The 20,506-nt window shown below is 39.3% G+C and carries 24 protein-coding genes and 1 riboswitch; of the genes, 12 read left to right on the top strand and 12 right to left on the bottom strand.

What is annotated here, in order from left to right; all coding sequences use genetic code 11:
- Positions 1–42 precede the first annotated feature (42 nt).
- From PaeCFBP13512_RS13750 to PaeCFBP13512_RS13720, 7 genes are all read left to right on the top strand, one after another.
- Positions 43–528 carry a DUF456 domain-containing protein gene (locus tag PaeCFBP13512_RS13750; RefSeq protein ID WP_069326207.1) on the top strand — a complete coding sequence of 162 codons (486 nt, stop codon included), beginning with the start codon at positions 43–45 and terminating at the stop codon, positions 526–528.
- A gap of 137 nt (positions 529–665) precedes the next feature.
- Complete coding sequence (locus tag PaeCFBP13512_RS13745) at positions 666–2,285, top strand: putative polysaccharide biosynthesis protein (protein ID WP_137223785.1); 1,620 nt, start codon at positions 666–668, stop codon at positions 2,283–2,285.
- A 14-nt stretch (positions 2,286–2,299) separates the two neighbouring features.
- Entirely contained in the window at positions 2,300–2,653 is a 354-nt protein-coding gene (locus PaeCFBP13512_RS13740) for a thioredoxin family protein (RefSeq protein WP_137223783.1), read from the top strand.
- Positions 2,654–2,943: 290 nt separating this feature from the next.
- Entirely contained in the window at positions 2,944–3,843 is a 900-nt protein-coding gene (locus PaeCFBP13512_RS13735; protein WP_241669375.1) for a COX15/CtaA family protein, read from the top strand.
- A 181-nt stretch (positions 3,844–4,024) separates the two neighbouring features.
- A riboswitch (SAM riboswitch) is annotated at positions 4,025–4,187 on the top strand.
- A 183-nt stretch (positions 4,188–4,370) separates the two neighbouring features.
- Positions 4,371–5,387 carry a methionine ABC transporter ATP-binding protein gene (locus PaeCFBP13512_RS13730; protein WP_137223779.1) on the top strand — a complete coding sequence of 339 codons (1,017 nt, stop codon included), beginning with the start codon at positions 4,371–4,373 and terminating at the stop codon, positions 5,385–5,387.
- Positions 5,387–6,055, top strand: coding sequence for a methionine ABC transporter permease (locus tag PaeCFBP13512_RS13725; RefSeq protein WP_069326213.1), 669 nt, complete (start codon positions 5,387–5,389; stop codon positions 6,053–6,055). The genes PaeCFBP13512_RS13730 and PaeCFBP13512_RS13725 overlap by 1 nt, the downstream gene beginning before the upstream one ends.
- 129 nt (positions 6,056–6,184) lie before the next feature.
- Positions 6,185–7,018 (top strand): MetQ/NlpA family ABC transporter substrate-binding protein, encoded by an 834-nt coding sequence (locus PaeCFBP13512_RS13720; RefSeq protein ID WP_069326214.1) that lies wholly within the window; start codon positions 6,185–6,187, stop codon positions 7,016–7,018.
- Between the two features lie 104 nt (positions 7,019–7,122).
- Here the strand turns inward: PaeCFBP13512_RS13720 and ybaK are convergent, their stop codons facing one another.
- Positions 7,123–7,632 carry a Cys-tRNA(Pro) deacylase gene (gene ybaK, locus PaeCFBP13512_RS13715; protein ID WP_137223775.1) on the bottom strand — a complete coding sequence of 170 codons (510 nt, stop codon included), beginning with the start codon at positions 7,630–7,632 and terminating at the stop codon, positions 7,123–7,125.
- Positions 7,633–7,861: 229 nt separating this feature from the next.
- On the opposite strand from ybaK, the gene PaeCFBP13512_RS13710 reads away from it, so the two are divergent.
- Positions 7,862–8,632 carry an SDR family oxidoreductase gene (locus PaeCFBP13512_RS13710; RefSeq protein ID WP_137223763.1) on the top strand — a complete coding sequence of 257 codons (771 nt, stop codon included), beginning with the start codon at positions 7,862–7,864 and terminating at the stop codon, positions 8,630–8,632.
- Between the two features lie 141 nt (positions 8,633–8,773).
- Here PaeCFBP13512_RS13710 and PaeCFBP13512_RS13705 read toward each other — a convergent pair whose 3' ends face one another.
- Positions 8,774–9,019 (bottom strand): NifU family protein, encoded by a 246-nt coding sequence (locus tag PaeCFBP13512_RS13705; RefSeq protein WP_069326216.1) that lies wholly within the window; start codon positions 9,017–9,019, stop codon positions 8,774–8,776.
- 175 nt (positions 9,020–9,194) lie between these two features.
- Here PaeCFBP13512_RS13705 and PaeCFBP13512_RS13700 point away from each other — a divergent pair, with 175 nt between their 5' ends.
- The gene (locus PaeCFBP13512_RS13700; RefSeq protein WP_069326217.1) at positions 9,195–9,449 is read left to right on the top strand and encodes a YuzB family protein; all 255 of its coding nucleotides are present in this window, start codon (positions 9,195–9,197) and stop codon (positions 9,447–9,449) included.
- A gap of 72 nt (positions 9,450–9,521) precedes the next feature.
- Here the strand turns inward: PaeCFBP13512_RS13700 and PaeCFBP13512_RS13695 are convergent, their stop codons facing one another.
- Together PaeCFBP13512_RS13695 and mqnE are read right to left on the bottom strand one after the other, a co-directional pair.
- Positions 9,522–10,598: an NAD(P)/FAD-dependent oxidoreductase gene (locus PaeCFBP13512_RS13695; protein WP_069326218.1), complete on the bottom strand. Its 1,077-nt coding sequence runs from the start codon at positions 10,596–10,598 to the stop codon at positions 9,522–9,524.
- A 286-nt stretch (positions 10,599–10,884) separates the two neighbouring features.
- Positions 10,885–11,991 carry an aminofutalosine synthase MqnE gene (gene mqnE, locus PaeCFBP13512_RS13690; RefSeq protein WP_069326219.1) on the bottom strand — a complete coding sequence of 369 codons (1,107 nt, stop codon included), beginning with the start codon at positions 11,989–11,991 and terminating at the stop codon, positions 10,885–10,887.
- Between the two features lie 456 nt (positions 11,992–12,447).
- Here mqnE and PaeCFBP13512_RS13685 point away from each other — a divergent pair, with 456 nt between their 5' ends.
- Positions 12,448–12,810 (top strand): HesB/IscA family protein, encoded by a 363-nt coding sequence (locus PaeCFBP13512_RS13685; RefSeq protein WP_137223761.1) that lies wholly within the window; start codon positions 12,448–12,450, stop codon positions 12,808–12,810.
- 147 nt (positions 12,811–12,957) lie between these two features.
- On the opposite strand, the gene PaeCFBP13512_RS13680 is transcribed toward PaeCFBP13512_RS13685, so the two are convergent.
- Positions 12,958–13,140: a hypothetical protein gene (locus PaeCFBP13512_RS13680; RefSeq protein WP_137223759.1), complete on the bottom strand. Its 183-nt coding sequence runs from the start codon at positions 13,138–13,140 to the stop codon at positions 12,958–12,960.
- A 43-nt stretch (positions 13,141–13,183) separates the two neighbouring features.
- Complete coding sequence (locus PaeCFBP13512_RS13675) at positions 13,184–13,558, bottom strand: cupin domain-containing protein (protein WP_137223757.1); 375 nt, start codon at positions 13,556–13,558, stop codon at positions 13,184–13,186.
- 185 nt (positions 13,559–13,743) lie between these two features.
- Between PaeCFBP13512_RS13675 and PaeCFBP13512_RS13670 the strand changes: the two genes are divergently transcribed.
- Positions 13,744–14,469 carry a hypothetical protein gene (locus PaeCFBP13512_RS13670; RefSeq protein WP_137223755.1) on the top strand — a complete coding sequence of 242 codons (726 nt, stop codon included), beginning with the start codon at positions 13,744–13,746 and terminating at the stop codon, positions 14,467–14,469.
- 73 nt (positions 14,470–14,542) lie between these two features.
- On the opposite strand, the gene PaeCFBP13512_RS13665 is transcribed toward PaeCFBP13512_RS13670, so the two are convergent.
- From PaeCFBP13512_RS13665 to PaeCFBP13512_RS13640, 6 genes are all read right to left on the bottom strand, one after another.
- Complete coding sequence (locus tag PaeCFBP13512_RS13665; protein ID WP_137223753.1) at positions 14,543–15,346, bottom strand: hypothetical protein; 804 nt, start codon at positions 15,344–15,346, stop codon at positions 14,543–14,545.
- A 275-nt stretch (positions 15,347–15,621) separates the two neighbouring features.
- Positions 15,622–16,173 carry a hypothetical protein gene (locus PaeCFBP13512_RS13660; RefSeq protein ID WP_137223751.1) on the bottom strand — a complete coding sequence of 184 codons (552 nt, stop codon included), beginning with the start codon at positions 16,171–16,173 and terminating at the stop codon, positions 15,622–15,624.
- A gap of 198 nt (positions 16,174–16,371) precedes the next feature.
- Positions 16,372–16,599, bottom strand: a complete 228-nt coding sequence (locus tag PaeCFBP13512_RS13655; RefSeq protein WP_069326226.1) for a hypothetical protein — start codon at positions 16,597–16,599, stop codon at positions 16,372–16,374.
- A gap of 149 nt (positions 16,600–16,748) precedes the next feature.
- Positions 16,749–17,387, bottom strand: coding sequence for a TraX family protein (locus PaeCFBP13512_RS13650; protein ID WP_241669374.1), 639 nt, complete (start codon positions 17,385–17,387; stop codon positions 16,749–16,751).
- 12 nt (positions 17,388–17,399) lie between these two features.
- Positions 17,400–17,597, bottom strand: coding sequence for a hypothetical protein (locus PaeCFBP13512_RS13645; RefSeq protein ID WP_069326228.1), 198 nt, complete (start codon positions 17,595–17,597; stop codon positions 17,400–17,402).
- 163 nt (positions 17,598–17,760) lie between these two features.
- Complete coding sequence (locus tag PaeCFBP13512_RS13640; protein ID WP_137223749.1) at positions 17,761–18,759, bottom strand: NAD(P)/FAD-dependent oxidoreductase; 999 nt, start codon at positions 18,757–18,759, stop codon at positions 17,761–17,763.
- Positions 18,760–19,312: 553 nt separating this feature from the next.
- On the opposite strand from PaeCFBP13512_RS13640, the gene PaeCFBP13512_RS13635 reads away from it, so the two are divergent.
- Positions 19,313–20,506, top strand: a complete 1,194-nt coding sequence (locus PaeCFBP13512_RS13635; protein ID WP_069326230.1) for an NAD(P)/FAD-dependent oxidoreductase — start codon at positions 19,313–19,315, stop codon at positions 20,504–20,506.

Genomic DNA, 20,506 nt, shown 5'->3' with positions numbered 1-20,506 from the left:
ATATAGGTATAGAAAGATTACTGGAAGGAGTGAACCACACCGATGGAAATTCTCGGTTGGAGTTTAGTCATTATTTTATTTTTAGTCGGGATCGCAGGAGCGGTTTATCCTGTATTACCTGGCGCATTAGCTATTTATTTCGGATTTTTCGTGTACGGATGGTTTTTCTCATTCGCTGAATATAATGTCTGGTTCTGGATTATTCAGACGTTAATTGTGATTGTGCTGTTTGTAGCCGATTACGTCGTAGGTGCTTATGGAACCAAAAAGTTTGGAGGAACCAAGCTCACCGTCATTTTATCAACGATTGGATTGATTGTTGGACCGTTTGTTATTCCTGCTTTTGGTCTGATTTTGGGTCCATTGATCGGTGCAATTCTCGGTGAGTTGATTTCAGGTAAAGATTTTCAGCAATCGCTCAAAGCTGCATGGGGCACGATGCTTGGATTATTCACCAGCATGGTTGTGAAGATTATTTTACAAGTAGCGATGATCGTTATCTTCTTTCTCTGGATTTTTGTATTTTAAAAAAATAACCCGCATTGCTTAGATGACTATAGGTTGTCTATAATAGAGGTTGTTGAAAAAGCCCAAGACCGGAAGGCCTTTCAGCCTTCCGGTTTTTTGGTATGGTTGAGATCGGGCGTGAGAAAAGGGGAGCCGTTTTGTCTAAAACAGAGTCATTTGTCAGAGGAACCGTGATTTTGGCCGTTGCTGCTTTGATTGCAAGGGTGATCGGTCTGGTACAACGTGTACCATTAGAGCATATGTTAGGCTTTACAGGAAATGCTTCATTTACAGTTGCTAACAATCTATATTTGATGTTACTTGCTGTAGCCACAGCAGGGATTCCTAGTACACTGAGTAAAATGGTATCTGAGCGTTATGCGTTAGGTAGACCGGCAGAAGCGCAACGTATTTACTTTGCCGCTTTGTTATTTGCAGGTGTGATCGGTGTTATTATGACGATTGGGTTGTATGCGTTAGCACCATTTTTTGCAATTTATAACTCGAAAGTACCTGAAGCGGTTATCTCTATTCGAGCGATTGCACCATCATTATTATTATTCCCGATGATTGCGATGATGCGCGGTTATTTTCAAGGACGTAACTTGATGATTGCAGGCGGTATTTCTCAGATTATTGAGCAAATTGCACGCGTATTTACAGCCATTTTGTTAGCTTATGTTATTTTGCATCTGGGTTATAGCGGTGTCGAAGCTTCAGCAGGAGCTTCATTTGGTAGTGTACTCGGTAGTATCGGTGCATTTGCCGTGATGTTATACTATGCGTTCAAAATGCGTAAGCAAGATAAGTTAGAGGGATTGGATGCGAAGTCAGACACAACGCATGCTGTGATTCCTTTGCGACAAATTTATAGTGATATTTTCAAATTATCAATTCCGATTGTTATATCGTCTCTGACGATTCCAGCTGTGTATTATATTGATAGTACGCTTGTTAAGCCGTTATTGATGGGCGAAATTGGAGATAAGATGGCGACAAGAGTACTGGCTATTCTCGGTTCAAGAGCACAAAGTGTTGCCGGAATCCCACCGATTCTAGCGATTGCACTGAGTCAATCACTGATTCCGATTATCTCGGCTGCTTTTGCCAGTAACAAAATGGAACATTTGAAAAATCAGATCACTTTAGCATTAAGGATTTCAATATTAACGGGTATACCGATTGTATTGATTTTTAGTACTTCTGCATATTCGTTAAATGGATTGTTATTTAGTAGTAAAGATGGAGCAGGCATTATTGCTGCTTTGACGCTGGGAACAATTTTCCAGATTACGATGATGACAACCAATTCAATGTTAATAGGTATTAATAAAGCGAATCAATCGATGGTACATGTGTTAATCGGAATTGTCGTGAAATTGATTGTTAGTTTTGCATTAGCACCATTTATTGGTATTTACGGCATTATTTTAGGTACTTCGTTATGTTTTATTACGATCACATGGATGAATATGCGTTCGCTTCAAAAGATCGTTACATTCTCTATTTTGGGCAATCGTTGGATCGGCTTCTTGATTACCGTAGTAGTGCTTGGCGGAATCGGTCTATTACTTAACCAAGTAGGTATTTTATTAACAGGTTATATGAATGATCGAGTTGCATTTTTTATCGGTTGTTGTATGGTAGGAATAGCGATACTATTGGTATATCCAGTCATGCTTGTTTTACTAAGAGTGGTTAAAGCCAATGAATTGGATTCATACCCTAAAGTATTACGAAAAGTTTTCCGTCCATTAATGCGTCTACAAAAGAATTAGGAGGAATATCAATTATGCAAATGATTAATAGCAAAGAAGATTTTATAACTGTCACTCATTCTTCTCAATTAACTGTCGCTGTATTTAAAGCAGACTGGTGTGGAGATTGCCGATATATTGATCCATTTATGCCTGAAGTAGAAAGTAAATATGCGGATCGTCTAACGCTTGTTGAAGTGGATGTAGAAGCAACAGGTGATGTGAGCCAAGAACAGAATATCCTTGGTATCCCTAGCTTTGTCGCGTATGCGAATGGCAAAGAATTAGTCCGTTTCGTTAACAAAGCACGCAAATCTCGTGAGGAAATTGAACAATTTCTAGATCGTGCTGTCGCTGTGTATGAGACATTGGCTACAACAGCAGAATAAAAGTCTGTATGTATAAATGATTACGTACTAACCACCTTTGTTGATGAAAGGTGGTTTTTTACTATGTGAAATATCATTTGTTTATAGACACCGATCTGCCATAATACAAGGATTGATCATTTTTTGTCACAATCCAGTGGTTCCGTCTATTTTGCAATCAGGTATACTAAAGTAGGACATAAACATTGTGTAACTATCATATAAAATAGCGGGTGATTCTCTAAATGGCAAGAAAGTTCAGAATAACAACTACACATCTAAAATGGTTGAGCTTTATCACCTGTGTTGTTATGTTTTTAGCAACAATGGGGGGACTTGTAGTAACGAAATCAGGTTCAGGGCTCGGTTGCGGAACAGAATGGCCGCTATGTCATGGCAAATTTGTACCAGCGTATACGATTTCTTCACTTATCGAGTATTCGCATCGGGCAATTAGTGCTTTAGCGGGCTTAACAGCATTATTTTCTTTTATCGGATTTATCTTTTTTAATAAGCATCGTGAGCTTAAAGTATATGCATCATTAACATTACTATTTGTGTTAGTTCAAGCAGTAATGGGCGCATTGGCTGTTGTATTCTCACAATCTGCTCCTATTATGGCGCTTCACTTTGGATTTGCGATGATTGCTTTTGCAAGTTCGTCGATGATGGCACTTGGAGCAAGACGGATGGATCAGCAAAAAGGAGATTTACCGATTCCTGATGAACCACCGGTGAGTAAAGGGATGCGTAATCTGACGTGGTTTGCTACGATCTATACGTATATGGTAGTGTATACAGGTGCTTTTGTAACTCATACCGATTCTAGAGGTGGTTGTTCAGGAGTACTACTGTGTAACGGTTCAATCTTACCGGAATTATCCGGTGGGGTAGCTGTAGCCTTTTTCCATCGTGTAGCAGCATATAGTCTGTTAATCGTAATTGCGGTTCTAGCACACTATGCTTACCGTCGTCATCCGTATAATCCGGGTATTCGTAAGTTAGGTGTAACAGCTATCGTCTTTATCATTATGCAGATTCTAAGCGGAATGTTGAATATTGTAACGATGAAAGTACCTGAATGGTATTTCTTCTCCAGTATGTTGCATACGCTATTGATTCAGATTTTGTTCGGTGTGTTATGTTATATGAGTGTACGAGTATGGCAATTAAGCCGTGGTACACGTGGCAAAATAGGACAGAATCTATAAAAGCAACACTATTAATATGCTTCTGGATACTTTAAAATCAATACTGATTGTGTATAACGACTTTATTAAATAATAAAATATTTCTAATTTCCTTAGGAAATGTTTATTTTTGCTTTGACAAAGCGTGTGAAGTTCAATATACTGAGAAAAGATTTTCATTTTCATTCGAATTTTTCATATTTTCTTATCGAGAGTGGTGGAGGGACTGGCCCGATGAAACCCGGCAACCGATTTTAGAAAATAGATTGCAGTGAATGTAGCAATCTATTTTCCAAAATGTCATGGTGCTAATTCCTTCAAAATGGCATGTGCAGTCAATGCAATGTGATTTTGGCAGATGAGAAGGAAGTATCTCTAATAATAGAGAACCCTTTTCTGCGAAAGGGTTCTTTTTTTGTATAAAGAAGAGAGAAGCGAATACCGACATATATTATAATGAAAATATATCCGACTTATTCGATGGTTTATATATGATTAATGTAATATCGCTTGAGGAATGAAGAGATAGAAGGAAGGAGCACCCATCTGTGATTGAGTTAAAAAATATAACTAAAACGTATGGCAAAGGTAAAAATCTAAGTCCTGCGTTAAGCGGTATCGATTTGAAGATCGAAAAAGGTGAGATTTTCGGTGTAATTGGGCATTCGGGTGCAGGTAAAAGTACGTTAATCCGATGTATCAACTTACTTGAACGTCCAACTTCCGGTGAAGTATGGATCGATGGCGTTGATATGACCAAGCTTAACAAAGCACGGTTGCAAGTGAGACGACGTAAAATAGGAATGATTTTTCAGCATTTCAATCTATTATCTTCAGCAACGGTATATGAGAATATCGCTTTTCCTTTACGCTTGGTCAAAACACCAGAACGTAAAATTAAAGAAAAAGTGAAAGAATTATTAGCTCTGGTTGGACTTGAGAATCATGCAAGTAAATATCCTGCGCAATTATCTGGCGGACAGAAACAACGTGTAGGAATTGCCCGTTCACTAGCAAGTGACCCTGATGTATTACTTTGTGATGAAGCTACTTCGGCACTTGATCCTCAGACCACCAATTCGATTCTCAAATTGTTAGTTGATATCAATGAGCGGTTTAATTTAACAATCATTTTGATTACACATGAAATGCATGTGATTCAGAGCATCTGCGATAAAGTAGCTGTTATTCATCGTGGTGGGATTGTAGAACAGGGTCCTGTCACTGACGTTTTTTTGAAGCCACAGCATGAAGTGACACGTGATTTTATTTTAAATGAATCCAACAATGCTGAACTATTGAACACGTCTTGGACAGCACCAAATGTTCCCAATTCTTTAACTGTTAAAGTTTCATTTTTAGGTGACAAAACGTATCAATCGATTCTTTCGCAAACGGTACGTCATACAGGTGTCGATTTTGCTATTTTGCAAGGAACGATTTCAACATTAAAAAATGTACCTTATGGACAACTGATTGTTCGCTTTGAAGGAACAGAAGGAGACATTAAGCGTACACTCGATGGATTAACTGCTGAAGGTCTGGATGTGGAGGTGATCAACTGATGGGTGAATTGGATTTTTCACAAATCGATTGGAATGAATTCGGTACAGCAACGCTAGATACACTCAAAATGGTAGGTGCTTCCGGGTTATTTACTTTAATTTTAGGATTGCCTCTAGGTATATTACTATTTATTACAGGACGTTCTACGGTAGCTTGGGTACGTTATTTCTATGCGGTGATTGCATTTATCGTTAATATTTTGCGCTCGGTTCCGTTTATCATTTTGATCGTAGCCATATTGCCATTAACGCAAATTCTAGTAGGTACAACAATCGGAGTACTGGGAACGATTCCACCGTTAGTCATTGCAGCTGCACCGTTTTTTGCCAGATTGGTGGAGACAGCACTGCGTGAAGTAGATCGTGGCGTGATTGAAGCAGCCAATGCCATGGGAGCTTCTCTCTGGCAGATCGTCACACGTGTACTTGTACGCGAAGCTATGCCAGGACTACTTGCCGGATTGACAGTGACTGTCGTTGCTCTAGTATCAAATACAGCGATGGCAGGAATGATTGGTGCTGGAGGACTCGGAACACTTGCGATCAACTATGGTTATTATCGCTATGATACAGCGATAATGTTAGTGGCTGTAGTCATCATGGTCATTATTGTTCAGATTCTACAAATGCTTGGCGATCGTCTAGTGGTTCATTTCTCTAGAAGATAAATATAGATAAAGAATCGTCTATATGTGGTAATTCTGCTGAATATTCAGGTAGTCAGATCGACAACAATAAGATGTTCAGCATATCAATAGCATGAATTAAAATACCAAACCAATAAAGGGGTAGAGAAGATGAAAAAATGGACTCTAATTGTACTAAGTATTATGTTGGTAGCTATTATATCGGCTTGTGGTAATAAAGCCGCTGATAACACAGCAGCTACAGGAACCACTGAAGGTGGAGCAGAGGCAGTGACATTGAAAGTCGGTGCTACAGCAGTACCACATGCTGAAATCTTGAAGCATATTCAACCTGCACTTGCTAAAGAAGGCGTTAATTTACAAGTTGTTGAATTTACAGATTATATCCAACCTAACGTTCAATTGAATGGTAAACAACTAGATGCTAACTATTTTCAAACATTGCCTTACCTTGAAGAACAAAATAAATCACGTGGTATGACACTTAAAGCAGTACAACCTGTACACATCGAACCTTTTGGTGCCTATTCTACAAAGTATAAATCTATCGATGAATTGCCAGATGGTGCTAATATCGCTATTCCTAACGAAGTATCCAATGGAGCACGTGCTTTGATTTTGCTTGCGAACAACGGATTGATTGAATTGAAAGACAAAACAAACATCACTTCTTCTGTCAAAGATATCACATCGAATCCAAAAAACTTTAAATTCACACCGATGGATGCAGCTTTCATCACTCGACAATTGGGTCAAGTGGACTTGGGTATGATCAACATGAACTATGTATTAGAAGCTAAAATCGATCCTAAAACAGCATTGTTGACAGAAACAAGTAGCGCACCTTATGCTAACTACTTGGTAACTCGTGAAGATAACCAAAACGATGCAGCTATCGAAAAATTGAAAAAAGCTTTAACATCTGATGATACAAAAAAATTCATTGAAGATACGTACAACGGTGCTGTTATTCCAGCATTTTAAGTCCATATCCTCACTGAAAGTATACAGAAAGAGCTTAACTTCACTCCAGAAGTTAGGCTCTTTTTTGTATTTTTAGAAATGTATATTTATTGTAAGAAAATAACTTATATCGTATCTCCATGATCGTCTACGCTCTCCGTATCATGAACTAAAGATGTAGATATCGCACGAGTCACTTCCACAAGTTGTGATGGAGAAAGCTCTACTTGCATGCCTATTTTGCCTGCGCTAACGATCATTGTTTCAAGTGACATCGCATCTTGATCGATAAAGGTAGGATACAATTTCTTCATACCTACTGGAGAACAGCCTCCTCGAATATAACCTGTCCATTTCTGCAACTCATTCACAGGCAATAACTCTAATTTCTTTTCTCCAGCTGCTTTGGCTGCCTTTTTAAGATCTAATTCAGCGCCAACCGGAATAACAAAAATAAATAAGTTATCTTTACTTTGAGTCACTAAGGTTTTAAACACCATTTCAGGTGGCTTATTGATTTTGACGGCAACCGCATTACCGTGAATTTTGCCGTCTTTATTATCATATTCAATAATGGTGTATGGAATATGGGCTTTGTCTAAAATGCGCATCGCATTGGTCTTACTTGTATTCATTCAAATACCTCCTACTTCATAAGCTGAATACTACTATTATAAACGATCTTTTGAGATTTCGTAGAGTGGGGCAAAGCTTGATGTACTGAACCTTTTGACATCTATAGGTTAGGGTCTGTACACTATATAAGAATGGGTATCATCCAAAAGCTATGATTCCAACGTATACCATTATAAAAGATCATAACAATCGAAAAGATGTAATAGATGTTCTAGAGGAGGAACTTTTTTGGATCGTAAAATTGCCCTGATTACAGGCAGTGCCAAAGGATTAGGTAAAATGACGGCGCTTACGCTAGCGGGTCAAGGCTGTGATATCGCTCTAAATTATATGAATAGTCATGAAGAAGCTATACATTTACAGTCTCGTATTGAAAAAATGGGAGTACGCTGTATTGTTGTACAAGCTGATATTTCGCTTGAAGCCGATATAGATCGCCTTGTAGATGAGGTGGAACAACAGCTGGGCGGTATTGATATTTTAGTCAATAACGCAGGCCCTTTTATCCGGGAACGCCGTCTATTTGCTGATTATGAGCGTGCAGAGATCATGTCGTTAATGCAAGGAAATCTGATCGGTGCGATGTTGCTAGATCACCGTGTATTACCTCATATGCGTCAGCAGAAATGGGGACGCATTATTCATTTTGGTTTTGGACATGCGGCTGAATCGAGATCATGGCCTCATCGTGCTGTGTATGCCGCAGCCAAAGTAGGATTGGTTTCGTTTACCAAAACATTGGCTGTAGAAGAAGCGGAAAATGCGATTACCGTTAATATGATCTGTCCGGGTGATATTCGCGGGGATAACAAAGAAAAACGGATTGCCGATGTCCTTCATCTTGTTGATGAAGAAACGCCGCGAGGTAGACCGGGTAGTGGAGAAGACATTTCGCGTGTTATTTCTTATCTATGTCATTCCGATTCTGACTTTATTACAGGTAATATCATGGATATCTCGGGTGGACTTGATCCGATTCGTCCATATATCAAAGGATGAACCGAATAGATAGGGCTTACAGTAAAAAGTGAATACATGTATAAGCACAAAAAAAGCGTCCTGCTTCCCGAAGGAAGACAAGACGCTTTTTGTTATGAAGCGAAGGCAATCAATCGTTGCCTCTGTATAAAAAAGTCTGAATTAGAATACTTGGACAACCTCTTGCACACCTTCAACTTCTTCGAAAAGGGCGCGCTCGATACCCGCTTTTAGCGTGATTGTCGAACTTGGGCAACTACCGCAAGCTCCCATCAACTTAAGCTTAACGATACCATCCTCAACGTCTACCAACTCAACGTCGCCGCCATCGCGTTGCAAGAATGGACGCAATTTGTCCAGAACTTCCAATACTTCATCGTACATTTCAACCTGTACACTTTCACTCATATTGTTCAACTCCTTTCGTAACTATATTATAGTATAAATACACCAAAATTTCAGCATTTACGCAATGATTTTTATACTCATTTCAAATTTCTTTCTAAAAATGACAATATAGGTGCATATTCAGACACATTTTAGTGTATGATGTTCAAGGTACAACGATTGGAGGAATACACATATGAGACCGATTATAGAGTTTTGCCAGAGTAATATGCATACCGGTACAGATCAGGTGATGAAGAAGTTAGAAGCAGATCCTGATTATGATATTATAGAATACGGTTGTCTGGGCAATTGTGGTCAATGTTATGCAATGCCTTATGCTTTAGTCAACGGAGAAATCGTTGCATCGGAAGATGCGGATACACTATATACGTTAATTTTAGAAAAGGTTAATGAAGCTGATGCTTGGGCTGATCTCGATTTAGACTGAGATCAGCTTTTTTTTATGCTCAAGCACCAATGAATAGTTCATCATCACAAAGGAAATCATGAAGATAGGATTCTAACCGAAATGATGTTTGGACATCCAGAGCACGCCACTTTTCAGTAGACGAGGTACTTTACCGGTAACAGAGCTTTTACCACCGAATCCAAATCCTGTACCAAAACCGGATTTTTTACCTAATGCTCCTAAAGTTCCTTTAAGTTTCAGTGGTTGTACTTTCGGTTGTTCCCCTTTCCAACCGGCTACAATCACATTAGCAATCTGTTCTGCTTGAGCTTCTGCTGCTTGTGCACTAGCTGCGAAAGGGAGGGAAGCACAATCTCCACATACAAATACTTCCGGGCGACCTGGAATACGATACAGCTCGTCCAAAATGACACGTCCAGAGTTATCCTGATTGACATTTAACTCATCGATTAATGGTACAGGGCGAATACCTGCTGTCCAGACCGTTACATCTGCTGAAATGCGCTCAGACTCACCGTTATAGACACAATGTCCTTCTACACGGCTAATATTGATATGGTTACGTACTTCTACATTATGCTCACGGAACCATTCTTCTACATATTTAGATAGGCGTGGAGGAGATGAAGACAATAGACGCTCACCACGATCCAGAATGCGCACATTCAAATCTTCACGACTTTCACGAATTTCAGCCGCGATCTCTATTCCGCTTAATCCTCCGCCCACAATATTCACTGTAGCTTGAGGAGGTAAATTATTTATTTTTAAGTACGTATCACGAGTAGCTGTGAATGATTGAATAGTACTTGTGTATTCAGCAGCACCGGGTACACCATGGAAATTATCGGTACAACCTAAAGCGATTACCATTTGATCGTAATTCAACGGTTCGCCATCTTCAAATGAAATCACTTTATCTTCTAAATTAATGCCTGTTACATCACCATATCTAGTGGTCATTTTGGCATGTGTAGGAAATTTAACGCGCAACTCAAGATCAGAAGCTGTTCCTGCTGCTAAAGCATAATATTCTGTTTTAAGTCCCTGGAAAGGCATACGATCTACTAAAATAATCTGTGTGTCTGCTGGAATCTTATGATCCAATAATTCGTGGGCTAATGTAACGCCACCGTAACCTGCACCGAGTATAACTAAATTTTTCATGATATCTTCTCCTTCTGGTAGATAATAAATAGATGAGAATCGTACATGATCCCCGTAGTCATAATGATTTCAAAAATCATAAACATAGAGGCAAGTCATCCGGCGCAGAGAAGGCAAAGCGGTGAGCCGGGTGATGCCTTTTTTGCCCAAAAAGCCACATATTGCCAGCTTACAGGCGTATAAACGGGCTTTACTTCTAAGATACAGCGATAGGATATCTAAAACGAATCCACTGTATGATTAAGTAAAGCCCGGGGTATGATGAGATGTTGAATAGATCTAAAGACTATTCGTATACTTTAATTTCGTTGTAGAATGTATCGCGTTCTACAGGAATACGACCTGCGCCTTTAATCAACCAGATCAACTCTTTACGAGTCAAACCTTCTGGAGTCAAAGCACCTGCTGCATGACTGATACGTTCTTTGATAATTGTACCGTGAGCATCAGAAGCACCAAAAGTTAGAGCCATTTGAGTCAACTGAGTACCAATATTGATAAAGTACGCTTTAATATGATCGATATTGTCAAGCATCAGACGACTGATTGCGATTGTTTTCAAATCTTCATAAGCCGAGTTACGACGCATAATACTTGCATTTTTACTTTTCGGTTGCATAGACAATGGAATAAATACAAGGAATCCATTTGTTTCGTCTTGCAACTCACGAATTTGTACCATATGACGTACACGGTCTTCGTAACTTTCAATCGAACCGTATAACATGGTGGTGTGTGTACGCATACCCATATTATGAGCAGTACGATGCACTTCTAGATAACGGTCAACGTTTGCTTTGTCGACACGCATTTTTTTACGATACTCATCAGATAAGATCTCTGCGCCACCACCGGTCAACGATTGCAAACCTGCTTCACGTAGCTTTGTGAGTACTTGTTCAATATTCAATCCGCTGATCCGAGTAAAGAAGTCAATCTCAGCTGCTGTATATGCTTTGAGTACCACTTCTGGAAAAGCTTCTTTGAGCGCTTGAAGAGAATCAACATAATATTGGAAAGGTACATTGTTGTTATGTCCACCTACAATATGGAATTCACGAACGCCAGGATGGTAATGTTGTTGTACATAATCAACCATTTCCTGACCACTTAATGTGTATGAACCTTCTTCGCCTTCGTCTTTACGGAAGTTACAAAATGCGCAATGAGCTTCACATACATTGGTAAAATACAGACTCATATTTTCTATAAAATAAACCTTTTTACCATTTTTGCGTAAGTTCACTTCATTTGCCATTTGTCCGATGGTGAGGATATCATCACTCTCATATAGATATACCCCATCTTCAATAGATAAACGCTCACCTGTACGTACTTTATGGAAAATTTCTGCCATACGGGTATCGGTTTGTGGTGTAATAATAGTAGACATGCTAGGTTCCTCCTGTTCTCCTTAAAACTTCTGTCTATCTTCTGTGATGTCCGAATCTTGTAAGACGTGCTTGTCATTGTCTTACACCAATAAGGAGTCAATGAATAATAGCAATTAAAAAAAGCACACCATATATGCTGTCAATCCTAACAATAAAAATGCCAAAATAACTTCATCTTTGAACGCATACTATATAATATACAACAAATTACATAACATAGTCACCTGATTTGAAGAATTAATGTGAAAAAAGTTACAACGGCACATAAGGTGTAACGATGTTTGGTTTTTGACAGAATTTCGACATTTCCTGTCATCCTTCACTTACCCATTATAAACCTCTCATGTAACGCGGGCAATACAATTACTTAAAAAATGAGAGATTGTGCATAATGAATAAGCCTTGAGTGCAGTGGAACAGAAGAGTATAATGAAAAAGAAAAGGAGGGGATATCATTGATTACAATTAGTGATTCAGCAGCTTCACGTATGAAAGGCATTATGGAAGATCAAGACATACCCGGTCTATTCGTACGTATTGGCGTAAACCCTGGTGGTTGCAGTGGATTCTCTTATGCCATGGGCTTTGATAGCGAAGAAACGGATAAAGATATATATATGACTATTCAAGAGATGAAAGTCGTTGTGGATAAAGAAGACCTGAAATACTTGAACGGTTTGGAAGTGGATTTTGAAGAATCCGGTATGAGTGGTGGATTTACCATTCATAATCCAAATGCTGTAGCAACTTGTGGTTGCGGATCAAGTTTCCGTACACGCGAAGAAGACGAAGTATTGGCTCAACCTTGCGAAGATTAAGATCATTTCGTAAATAATCATTAAATGAGAAGACCTTGAAAGCGTACATTTACGTATTTCAGGGTCTTTTTTTGTATACAAGATGTATAGCTAGCAATAGATACAAAAAAAGCGAAACCTAATCTTCATAGGCTTCGCTTTTTGTATTTACATCTTCACTTTTCGTTTACGGTATTTCTGAATCATTAAGAAGCTTAATCCTGCTATCATTACATAAATACTTACAAGCAATACGGTTCTGCCATAAGGATGTTCAGCAATGATCATGATATTGCCAATGATCGATAAAAACGTTCCAATCAGTGCAATACTTCCGTCTTTACTCCACATATGCAACAGCTCCTTGATGTGTGTATAGATATCTTCATTGATCTTATAATTGATCTTCGATCGACTTGGTTAACGGAGATTCTACATCGCCGGTATGCTTGGTACTTACCGACTCGATCAAGACTAATCCACATTCTTCTTCAGCGAACGGGTTATGCATCGTTCCTTTGGGAACAATATAAAATTCCCCTTTTTCTAAAGTGATATCTTCAGCATCTTGTAGACGAATAATAACCTTTCCATAAACAACTAGAAATAATTCATCTTCATGATCATGTTGATGCCAGACCAGTTCTCCTTTAACTTTTGCCACTTTGACATATTGATCGTTTACTTGCCCGATTACTCGTGGCGACCAGTGCTCTGTAATTTTGTCTAACTCTTCTGCAATATTGGTAGGGCTCAATACGTTTAACATCGTTAACACTCCATTCTGCATCGTTATGTATAGAATTGATAGATCGTATATAAATTATACATGAAAAGAAACGTTAATATCTGTTTAGCAACTATTCATAAGAAGTTCACATGCCTCTTTTACAATAGTTTTACAGCCCACACATCATGATCAGATGGCAGGCTACACACGAGGAGGCAATTCAGATGAAGAAATGGACATTCCTTTTAGGAACCACGATGGCGATCACTCTGTTAGCGGGATGCAGTACAAATAGTGAGGCGGTATCAACAGCAGAGCCAACAACCAATACAGCAGATGCTTCTGCAACAGCGACATCTACCAACACGTCATCTTCTTCGGGAGATAGCACGGCACAAGCGAATGCTGATCTAATGGGCAAAATCAAATCTATCGACGGTAATACGATTACCATTTACAAGTCTACAATAGATCCTTCTCAGATGGGGCAAGGTGGAGGCAAAGGTATGAGTGCTCCACCAAAAGGACAACCCGGTGATGGGGGTGCTTCCCCAGCAGATGGCGGACAATCCCCTCCAGCTACGCCTGATGGAGAGTCTGCTCAAGCACCCGTCAATGAAGGTTCACAAGCTCCAGCCTCTTCTGAACAAGCGAGCACGGGTGGAAAAGATATGTTCTCGGACGAGACCGTTACGATTACAGTATCCGACAGTACAACGTTCTCTACAATGACGATGGAGAATAATGAAATGACCACAACAACCAATGCCCTTTCCGATCTCAAAGCAGATGATGTCATCAACGTTTGGTTAAATACAGAAGATTCTTCAGTAGCCGATCAGATTCAACTATTTAATGGTATGGGCGGCGGTATGCGTGGTGGTCAGATGAAAGGTGATATTTCGAGTCAAGATACTTCCTCAGATACAACATCTACAGATCATTCATAATACAGCAAAAAAGAGTGAACACGATGGTTCACTCTTTTTGCTATACAACTAAATCTAGATCATTATTTTTATGTTATGAAGACGATTCTTGGGTAGCTAATGGAGCAGAAGCATTTGCCGGTGGAGTCGGTGGTGTACTTCCATCTACAGGTGGAGCTGGTGGTGTAGGAGGCGTACTTCCATCTGCTGGTACAGGTGGAGCTGGCGGAGTGCTTCCGTCTTTAGGTGCAGGAGGTGTCGGTGGAGTTCCGCCATTTGCTGGTGGTTGCGGAGCTTCATGAATTTCAATTTTAGTCGCTTGTTTACTTGTGTCGGATGCAAGTGTCACAGCGATATGATCTCCAACATTAAGAGCCGATAAGGAGATGGTTGTTTCCACATGTCCTTTTTCTGGACTGTGCGAAGTTTTCACAATATCGGTACCACTGTATACATTGATTGTAACGCTTGTTCCTTCTGGCAAAGGTCCTTGTGGTTTGCTATACGTATCTTTACTAACGGATGAGCGACTAGAAGATTTCGTATTTTTAGAACCCGATTTATAGTTCGCTTTGCGATCAGTTGCAGGTAGTGGTGGTTTTTCAGGTGCAGTGATCGTAATTTGATTGCCATTGATTGATTTAATTTCACCGATAACATCGGCTCTTTCTCCTTTAAGTCCTGGGCCATCTAGTTTACCTGGTGCAGGTGGAGCGGGAAGGACTGGAGTGGTTCCATCTGGTAGTGTAGGCGCATCTGCAAGTACCTGACGTTGTTGAGATTGTGTTGATGTAGATTGTTCAGAAGAAGATGCTGCAAATGCCGATGGGGCTGCTACAGCACCTGCAATGAGAGCTGCTGAAAAAGCGACGTTAGATAATACTTTAAGTGTCTTCATAAAGAAACCTCCTTTGGATTGGAAGGACATTTCAAAAGGCACGTCCTATAAACGGAAGTATAGAGAGCGATTGTGAACTCAATGTGAACTAAAAATGAATGAAACCTTAAAAAGTAAGATATTCCACATTATTGTCTAAACAAGAGTAAATCAAAGAAAAAAGGCAGAAAACCGCTGACTTCAACGGTTCACTGCCTGCTTGTTTCAACAAGAGACTCTTTACATTTTGTGGGAAAATAGAGATGAAAAATATTTTAAATGAATCAATATATCGATTATTTGCTAGTGGTAGCAGGCATAACTTCAATTTTGGTGGCTTTGGTAGTACCAGAAGCGAGTGTAACGAAAATAATATCACCTGCTTTAAGACTCGATAATGCTTTTTTCGTTGGAGTGGCTTTGGTGCTACCCGCAGAACGTGTCACACTTACGATACTTGTAGCACTATTTACAGTCACACTTGTCGTTGTTGTGCTAAACGTCTGAGCAGGTGGAGTAGTGCCTGTTCCTACTGTTGGAGCGGAACCTGTAGGCGGCGCGGCTGGCACTGTTCCACTTGGAGGAGCTTCTCCTGCTACTGGAGCTTTTGATCCTGCTGTTCCTGTGGGAATATCCGGTTGAGTGGAGGATTTGTACAATGTAATTTTGCTACCGCTGATTGATTTTATTTTACCGATCAATACATTGTTCATGGCTTTGGCATCTTTGGGAGCAGTCGTGTTCGATGGGGTTGTTGTAGCGGCATGAGTTGTTGCTCCTATAGATATCGATCCCACCAATAAAGCTGCGGACAAAGCGACGCTCGAAAGTACTTTTAATGTTTTCATACAATAGATTCCTCCTAAAGTGAATGAGCATTAGATAAACGATTCAGACGATATCTTATGCCTCTTCACGTAGTATAAAAGGAGAATATGAACTGCAAATGAACATTCACTTTAAGAACACAAAAAAGCCAGTTTCTCGCTTCCTCTTCATAAAGAAAAAGCAGACAACTGGCTTTTGGATATCATATTAAGTATGAATCAATCGGTTTGAAACATTGTTGATTCACGAGAATACAAGCTTTTGGTTCCAGATTGTAAGTTACGCACGCGAACAGCTTCGTTCGTATAAGCTTCTACATAACCACGTCCAATTTCACAATATACGCCAGCAGGATCTTCCTGCCATACTGTAATAAGACTGCCAGACAGTCCAGCGGTGAAAAAGTCCATATCTTCAGTAAGTGTGTGTTTCTTGTTCGATTTCATGGGGGTTCCCCTTCCTATATTTAAAACTGCCTATAGCCGACAGATGACTTCCGCTAACGATTATACTCTAAGATGCACTCATAAGGCGATGGTTTTTTACGAAAAGACAGAAAAAAATCGGGAAGTGATATATTCCCGATTTGTATTTGTTAAAATACCAAACGTATGATCGCAATAATAGCTAAATGTGCGGGATAAAACGAACGCCATATCCAGCGTGGAGGTGAATAAAGCTTTGTTTTTGGATACAAATTTAGATGAATAGCAATTAAAGCCGTAGCCAGCACACTAAATACCTGAATATCTGAAAACCCTCCAAACAGGACAAAAACAACAGTGAGTGCCAAATGAGCGACAATCACCCAATACCCGGTCGTGTAACGAAATACCAATACAAGCAGAACGCCGTACATCCCATAATCCATATGTAGCTGATCTGCCAACCAACCTACAATAAGAATTAGAAGAAGCGAAACCGGAAAATATTTCAGGGATAGTTTATCAATTACAATCATTAAAAGCAAGGAAATAAATAATGTACAGACCACATTTAAATTAGTAATATCAAAAGCGTACATAAAAGGAAGTTGTGATAAAGCTGCAATTAGAAGTAACCGAATCGTATATTTGCGTACATTTCGTGTACGTTGATAACCGAGTACTAGAAAATAACAATAGATCGGAAAAGCTATTCTACCAATAACACGCAAATACCGTTCATCGGGAAAGAAAGCATACCCCAAATGATCGGTTAGCATCGTGATCATCGCTAACCACTGCACAGGCATACCTCCTTTAATTTACTTCATCAGACTAAAGTTAAATATCGTTTGTACAATCAATGAAATAATCAGTAGTCCAAAAATAGAAAAGCCGATTCCTGCTCCTTTACGACTTTCTTTGAAAAATTTGCGACTCAATGCAAATACAAGTCCAGCAATGGCTAATAATACGAGCACGATAATAATACGAAGAAAAATAAACACACCAACACTCACGAAGGGCACCTCCTGCAAATTTTAAATAATCTTATGTTTACTATACGACATATTGAGGGGTGTAATCCAAGTAAAAGGTGAACATTTCGCAAAACCACAAAAAAATGCTCTTTTCCCCATGGATTCTTGATCCAGTGAAGAAAAGAGCAGGGATAAAACGGAACTACATTTTCATATTACTACTGTGTCCTGGAGACAATTTTGCATCAGGATCTACATAGACTTTAGCATTGTTAATAGCGGTAGGCGCTTCACCAAAACCGACAGCGATCAATTTGAGCTTACCAGGGTAAGTCGTGATATCGCCAGCAGCGAAGATGCCTTCTACATTGGTCTCCATACGAGAATCGACCACGATAGAGTTACTATTGATCTCAATGCCCCATTCAGCGATCGGACCCAATGAAGAGATAAAGCCAAAGTTGACGATAACATCATCGACTTCGATTTCTTGCGTTTCTTTGGTTTTTACATGAGAAAGAGTAACACGTTCAATCGTATCTTCACCGTGTAGTTCAGTAATTTCTGTAGGTGTAATGATTTTGACGCCAGAAGCATTCAAGTTCTCTACACTGTGTTCGTGGGCACGGAATTTGTCACGGCGATGGATCAAGTATACTTCAGCAGCGATCGGTTCGATCATCAATGCCCAGTCGACTGCGGAGTCGCCTCCACCACTGATCAATACTTTTTTACCTGCAAAACGGCTCAAGTCGCTGACAAAGTAGTGTAGATTTGTTTTCTCAAAATGACTTGCGTTCAGTAAATCAAGACGGCGAGGTTCAAATGCGCCTACGCCTGCTGTAATAATCACTGCTTTACTTTCGTGTGTACCTTTATCAGTAGTCACTACAAAATGACGATCTGCTTTCTTTTCTACATTAAGTACTTTTTCTTCCAAACGAATATCAGAATCAAAATGATTCATTTGTTGTTGTAAGTTGTTTACCAGCTCTTGCGCTGTAATTTTCGGGAATCCAGCTACATCATAAATATATTTTTCAGGATAAAGGGCAGCTAATTGTCCGCCTAGTTGAGGCATACTTTCGATTAGTTTCACTGACGCTTGACGCATACCGCCATAAAAAGCAGCAAACATCCCGGCAGGCCCTCCACCAATAATAATAATATCGCTTAGTTCGTTGTTTGTTGTAGATGACACTTCACAAGCACCTCCGTAAATTAGTTCGATCTCACCCAATTATATATCATAAAGAGAATATTTTTAAAACGACAATTCTCAAAACAGCTCATATCCTTTTTATTGGAACGCGCAAAGTAAACAAAAAATATCTTTCGTATGCACAAAAATATATAAAAAGATAGATAAAAAATTAAATTTACTCTTGATATTTCAAAGAAAAATAGATATCATTTCAGTTGGGCTAATGATGTTTTGTGACGAAAATAAAACATTTTTTTCAGAAAACATAAATTTTTTTGAACATATCCGCTAGAAAGAGTACAATATAATGTGACATATCCTATTGCACTTTTATAGGTGAATATAATCATTTGTCTACTGTTGTGTATATTTTCACAATTTTATGAAAGTATACGGAGCAATCATGGTTATATATGGGTATTAACTATTTTAACTGATTTTATCGTTTCAGTGCAAAGTCTATTATTAATGATCTTTACCAAGTATTAATGTAGGCGATGTACTTCAATGAAATACATTCTAAGTGAATCATTGGAAGGGGAAAATGAATATGAGTAGCATTCCTAAAATTGTTATTTTGGGTGCAGGTTATGCAGGTATTCTTGCTGCACAACGTTTGCAAAAAGATCTAAATTATAATGAGGCTGACGTAACTTTGGTTAACCGCCATGACTATCATTACTTTACAACACACTTGCACATGCCAGCAGCAGGTACAGACAAATTGGATAACGCGCGTGAGCAAATTTCCAAATTGGTGGATGAGTTCAAAATTGATGTTGTAAAATCAAACGTACAAGAAATCATCCCACAAGAGAAAAAAGTTATTTTGGAAGACGGAACTTTGTCTTATGATCACTTGATCATTTGCCTAGGTGGCGAACCAGAAACTTTCGGTATCCCAGGTATGCTTGAAAATGCGATGACTATTCGCAGTATCAACTCTGTACGTAAAATCCGTGATCACATTGAAGCTCAATTTACAGCTTACAAAGTAGATAAAAAACCAGAGCGTTTGACTTTCGTAGTCGGTGGCGCAGGTTTCACAGGTATCGAATTTATCGGTGAATTGGCTGATCGTCTACAAGAATTGTGCAGAACTCATGGCATTAGCCGTTCTGAAGTTAAATTGTACAATGTAGAAGCAGCTCCAACAGCATTGCCAGGTTTCGATCCTGAATTGGTTGAATATGCTATGAAAGTTCTACAAAATAAAGGCGTAACATTCAAAATTGGTGTTGCGATCAAAGAATGTCTAACTGACGGTGTTATCGTTGGTGAAAATTCTGAAAAAATCCATGCAAACACTGTCGTATGGACAGGTGGTATCCGTGGTAACCGTCTAGTAGAACAAGCTGGATTCGAAGCAATGCGCGGACGCGTTAAAATTGACGAATACTTGCGTGCACCAGGACACGAAAATGTATACATCATTGGCGATAGCTCATTGATGTTCAATGAAGAAGGTCGTCCTTACCCACCAACAGCTCAAATTTCGATGCAACAAGGTGTACTTTGTGCACAAAACATCGTAGCAGCTATTCGTGGACAACAACCTAAGAAATTTGTATTCAGCAACAAAGGTACTGTAGCATCGCTTGGTAAAGGCGAAGCAGTAGGTGTTGTTGGAGATCGCAAACTTAAAGGTTTTGTAGCAGCTCAATTGAAAAAAGTAATCGATATCCGTTACTTGTTTATCATTGGCGGCGTATCGCTTGTTATGAAAAAAGGGAAATTCTTATAA

Origin of the sequence: Paenibacillus sp. CFBP13512, from assembly GCF_005233705.1 — a bacterium.
Classification (GTDB): domain Bacteria; phylum Bacillota; class Bacilli; order Paenibacillales; family Paenibacillaceae; genus Saccharibacillus; species Saccharibacillus nuruki.
Note: the sequence above shows the minus strand (reverse complement) of the source record. Positions and strands in the feature narration are given on the sequence as shown.

Excerpts from the sequence above, each read along its gene's own strand:
- PaeCFBP13512_RS13740 (WP_137223783.1), top strand. The coding sequence starts at position 2,300 with ATGCAAATGATTAATAGCAAAGAAGATTTTATAACTGTCACTCATTCT.
- PaeCFBP13512_RS13670 (WP_137223755.1), top strand. The coding sequence starts at position 13,744 with ATGAAGAAATGGACATTCCTTTTAGGAACCACGATGGCGATCACTCTG.
- PaeCFBP13512_RS13675 (WP_137223757.1), bottom strand. The coding sequence starts at position 13,558 with ATGTTAAACGTATTGAGCCCTACCAATATTGCAGAAGAGTTAGACAAA.
- PaeCFBP13512_RS13680 (WP_137223759.1), bottom strand. The coding sequence starts at position 13,140 with ATGTGGAGTAAAGACGGAAGTATTGCACTGATTGGAACGTTTTTATCG.
- PaeCFBP13512_RS13720 (WP_069326214.1), top strand. The coding sequence starts at position 6,185 with ATGAAAAAATGGACTCTAATTGTACTAAGTATTATGTTGGTAGCTATT.
- PaeCFBP13512_RS13750 (WP_069326207.1), top strand. The coding sequence starts at position 43 with ATGGAAATTCTCGGTTGGAGTTTAGTCATTATTTTATTTTTAGTCGGG.
- mqnE (WP_069326219.1), bottom strand. The coding sequence starts at position 11,991 with ATGTCTACTATTATTACACCACAAACCGATACCCGTATGGCAGAAATT.
- PaeCFBP13512_RS13695 (WP_069326218.1), bottom strand. The coding sequence starts at position 10,598 with ATGAAAAATTTAGTTATACTCGGTGCAGGTTACGGTGGCGTTACATTA.
- PaeCFBP13512_RS13650 (WP_241669374.1), bottom strand. The coding sequence starts at position 17,387 with ATGCCTGTGCAGTGGTTAGCGATGATCACGATGCTAACCGATCATTTG.
- PaeCFBP13512_RS13725 (WP_069326213.1), top strand. The coding sequence starts at position 5,387 with ATGGGTGAATTGGATTTTTCACAAATCGATTGGAATGAATTCGGTACA.
- PaeCFBP13512_RS13635 (WP_069326230.1), top strand. The coding sequence starts at position 19,313 with ATGAGTAGCATTCCTAAAATTGTTATTTTGGGTGCAGGTTATGCAGGT.
- PaeCFBP13512_RS13700 (WP_069326217.1), top strand. The coding sequence starts at position 9,195 with ATGAGACCGATTATAGAGTTTTGCCAGAGTAATATGCATACCGGTACA.
- PaeCFBP13512_RS13660 (WP_137223751.1), bottom strand. The coding sequence starts at position 16,173 with ATGAAAACATTAAAAGTACTTTCGAGCGTCGCTTTGTCCGCAGCTTTA.
- PaeCFBP13512_RS13705 (WP_069326216.1), bottom strand. The coding sequence starts at position 9,019 with ATGAGTGAAAGTGTACAGGTTGAAATGTACGATGAAGTATTGGAAGTT.
- ybaK (WP_137223775.1), bottom strand. The coding sequence starts at position 7,632 with ATGAATACAAGTAAGACCAATGCGATGCGCATTTTAGACAAAGCCCAT.
- PaeCFBP13512_RS13665 (WP_137223753.1), bottom strand. The coding sequence starts at position 15,346 with ATGAAGACACTTAAAGTATTATCTAACGTCGCTTTTTCAGCAGCTCTC.
- PaeCFBP13512_RS13655 (WP_069326226.1), bottom strand. The coding sequence starts at position 16,599 with ATGAAATCGAACAAGAAACACACACTTACTGAAGATATGGACTTTTTC.
- PaeCFBP13512_RS13735 (WP_241669375.1), top strand. The coding sequence starts at position 2,944 with ATGTTTTTAGCAACAATGGGGGGACTTGTAGTAACGAAATCAGGTTCA.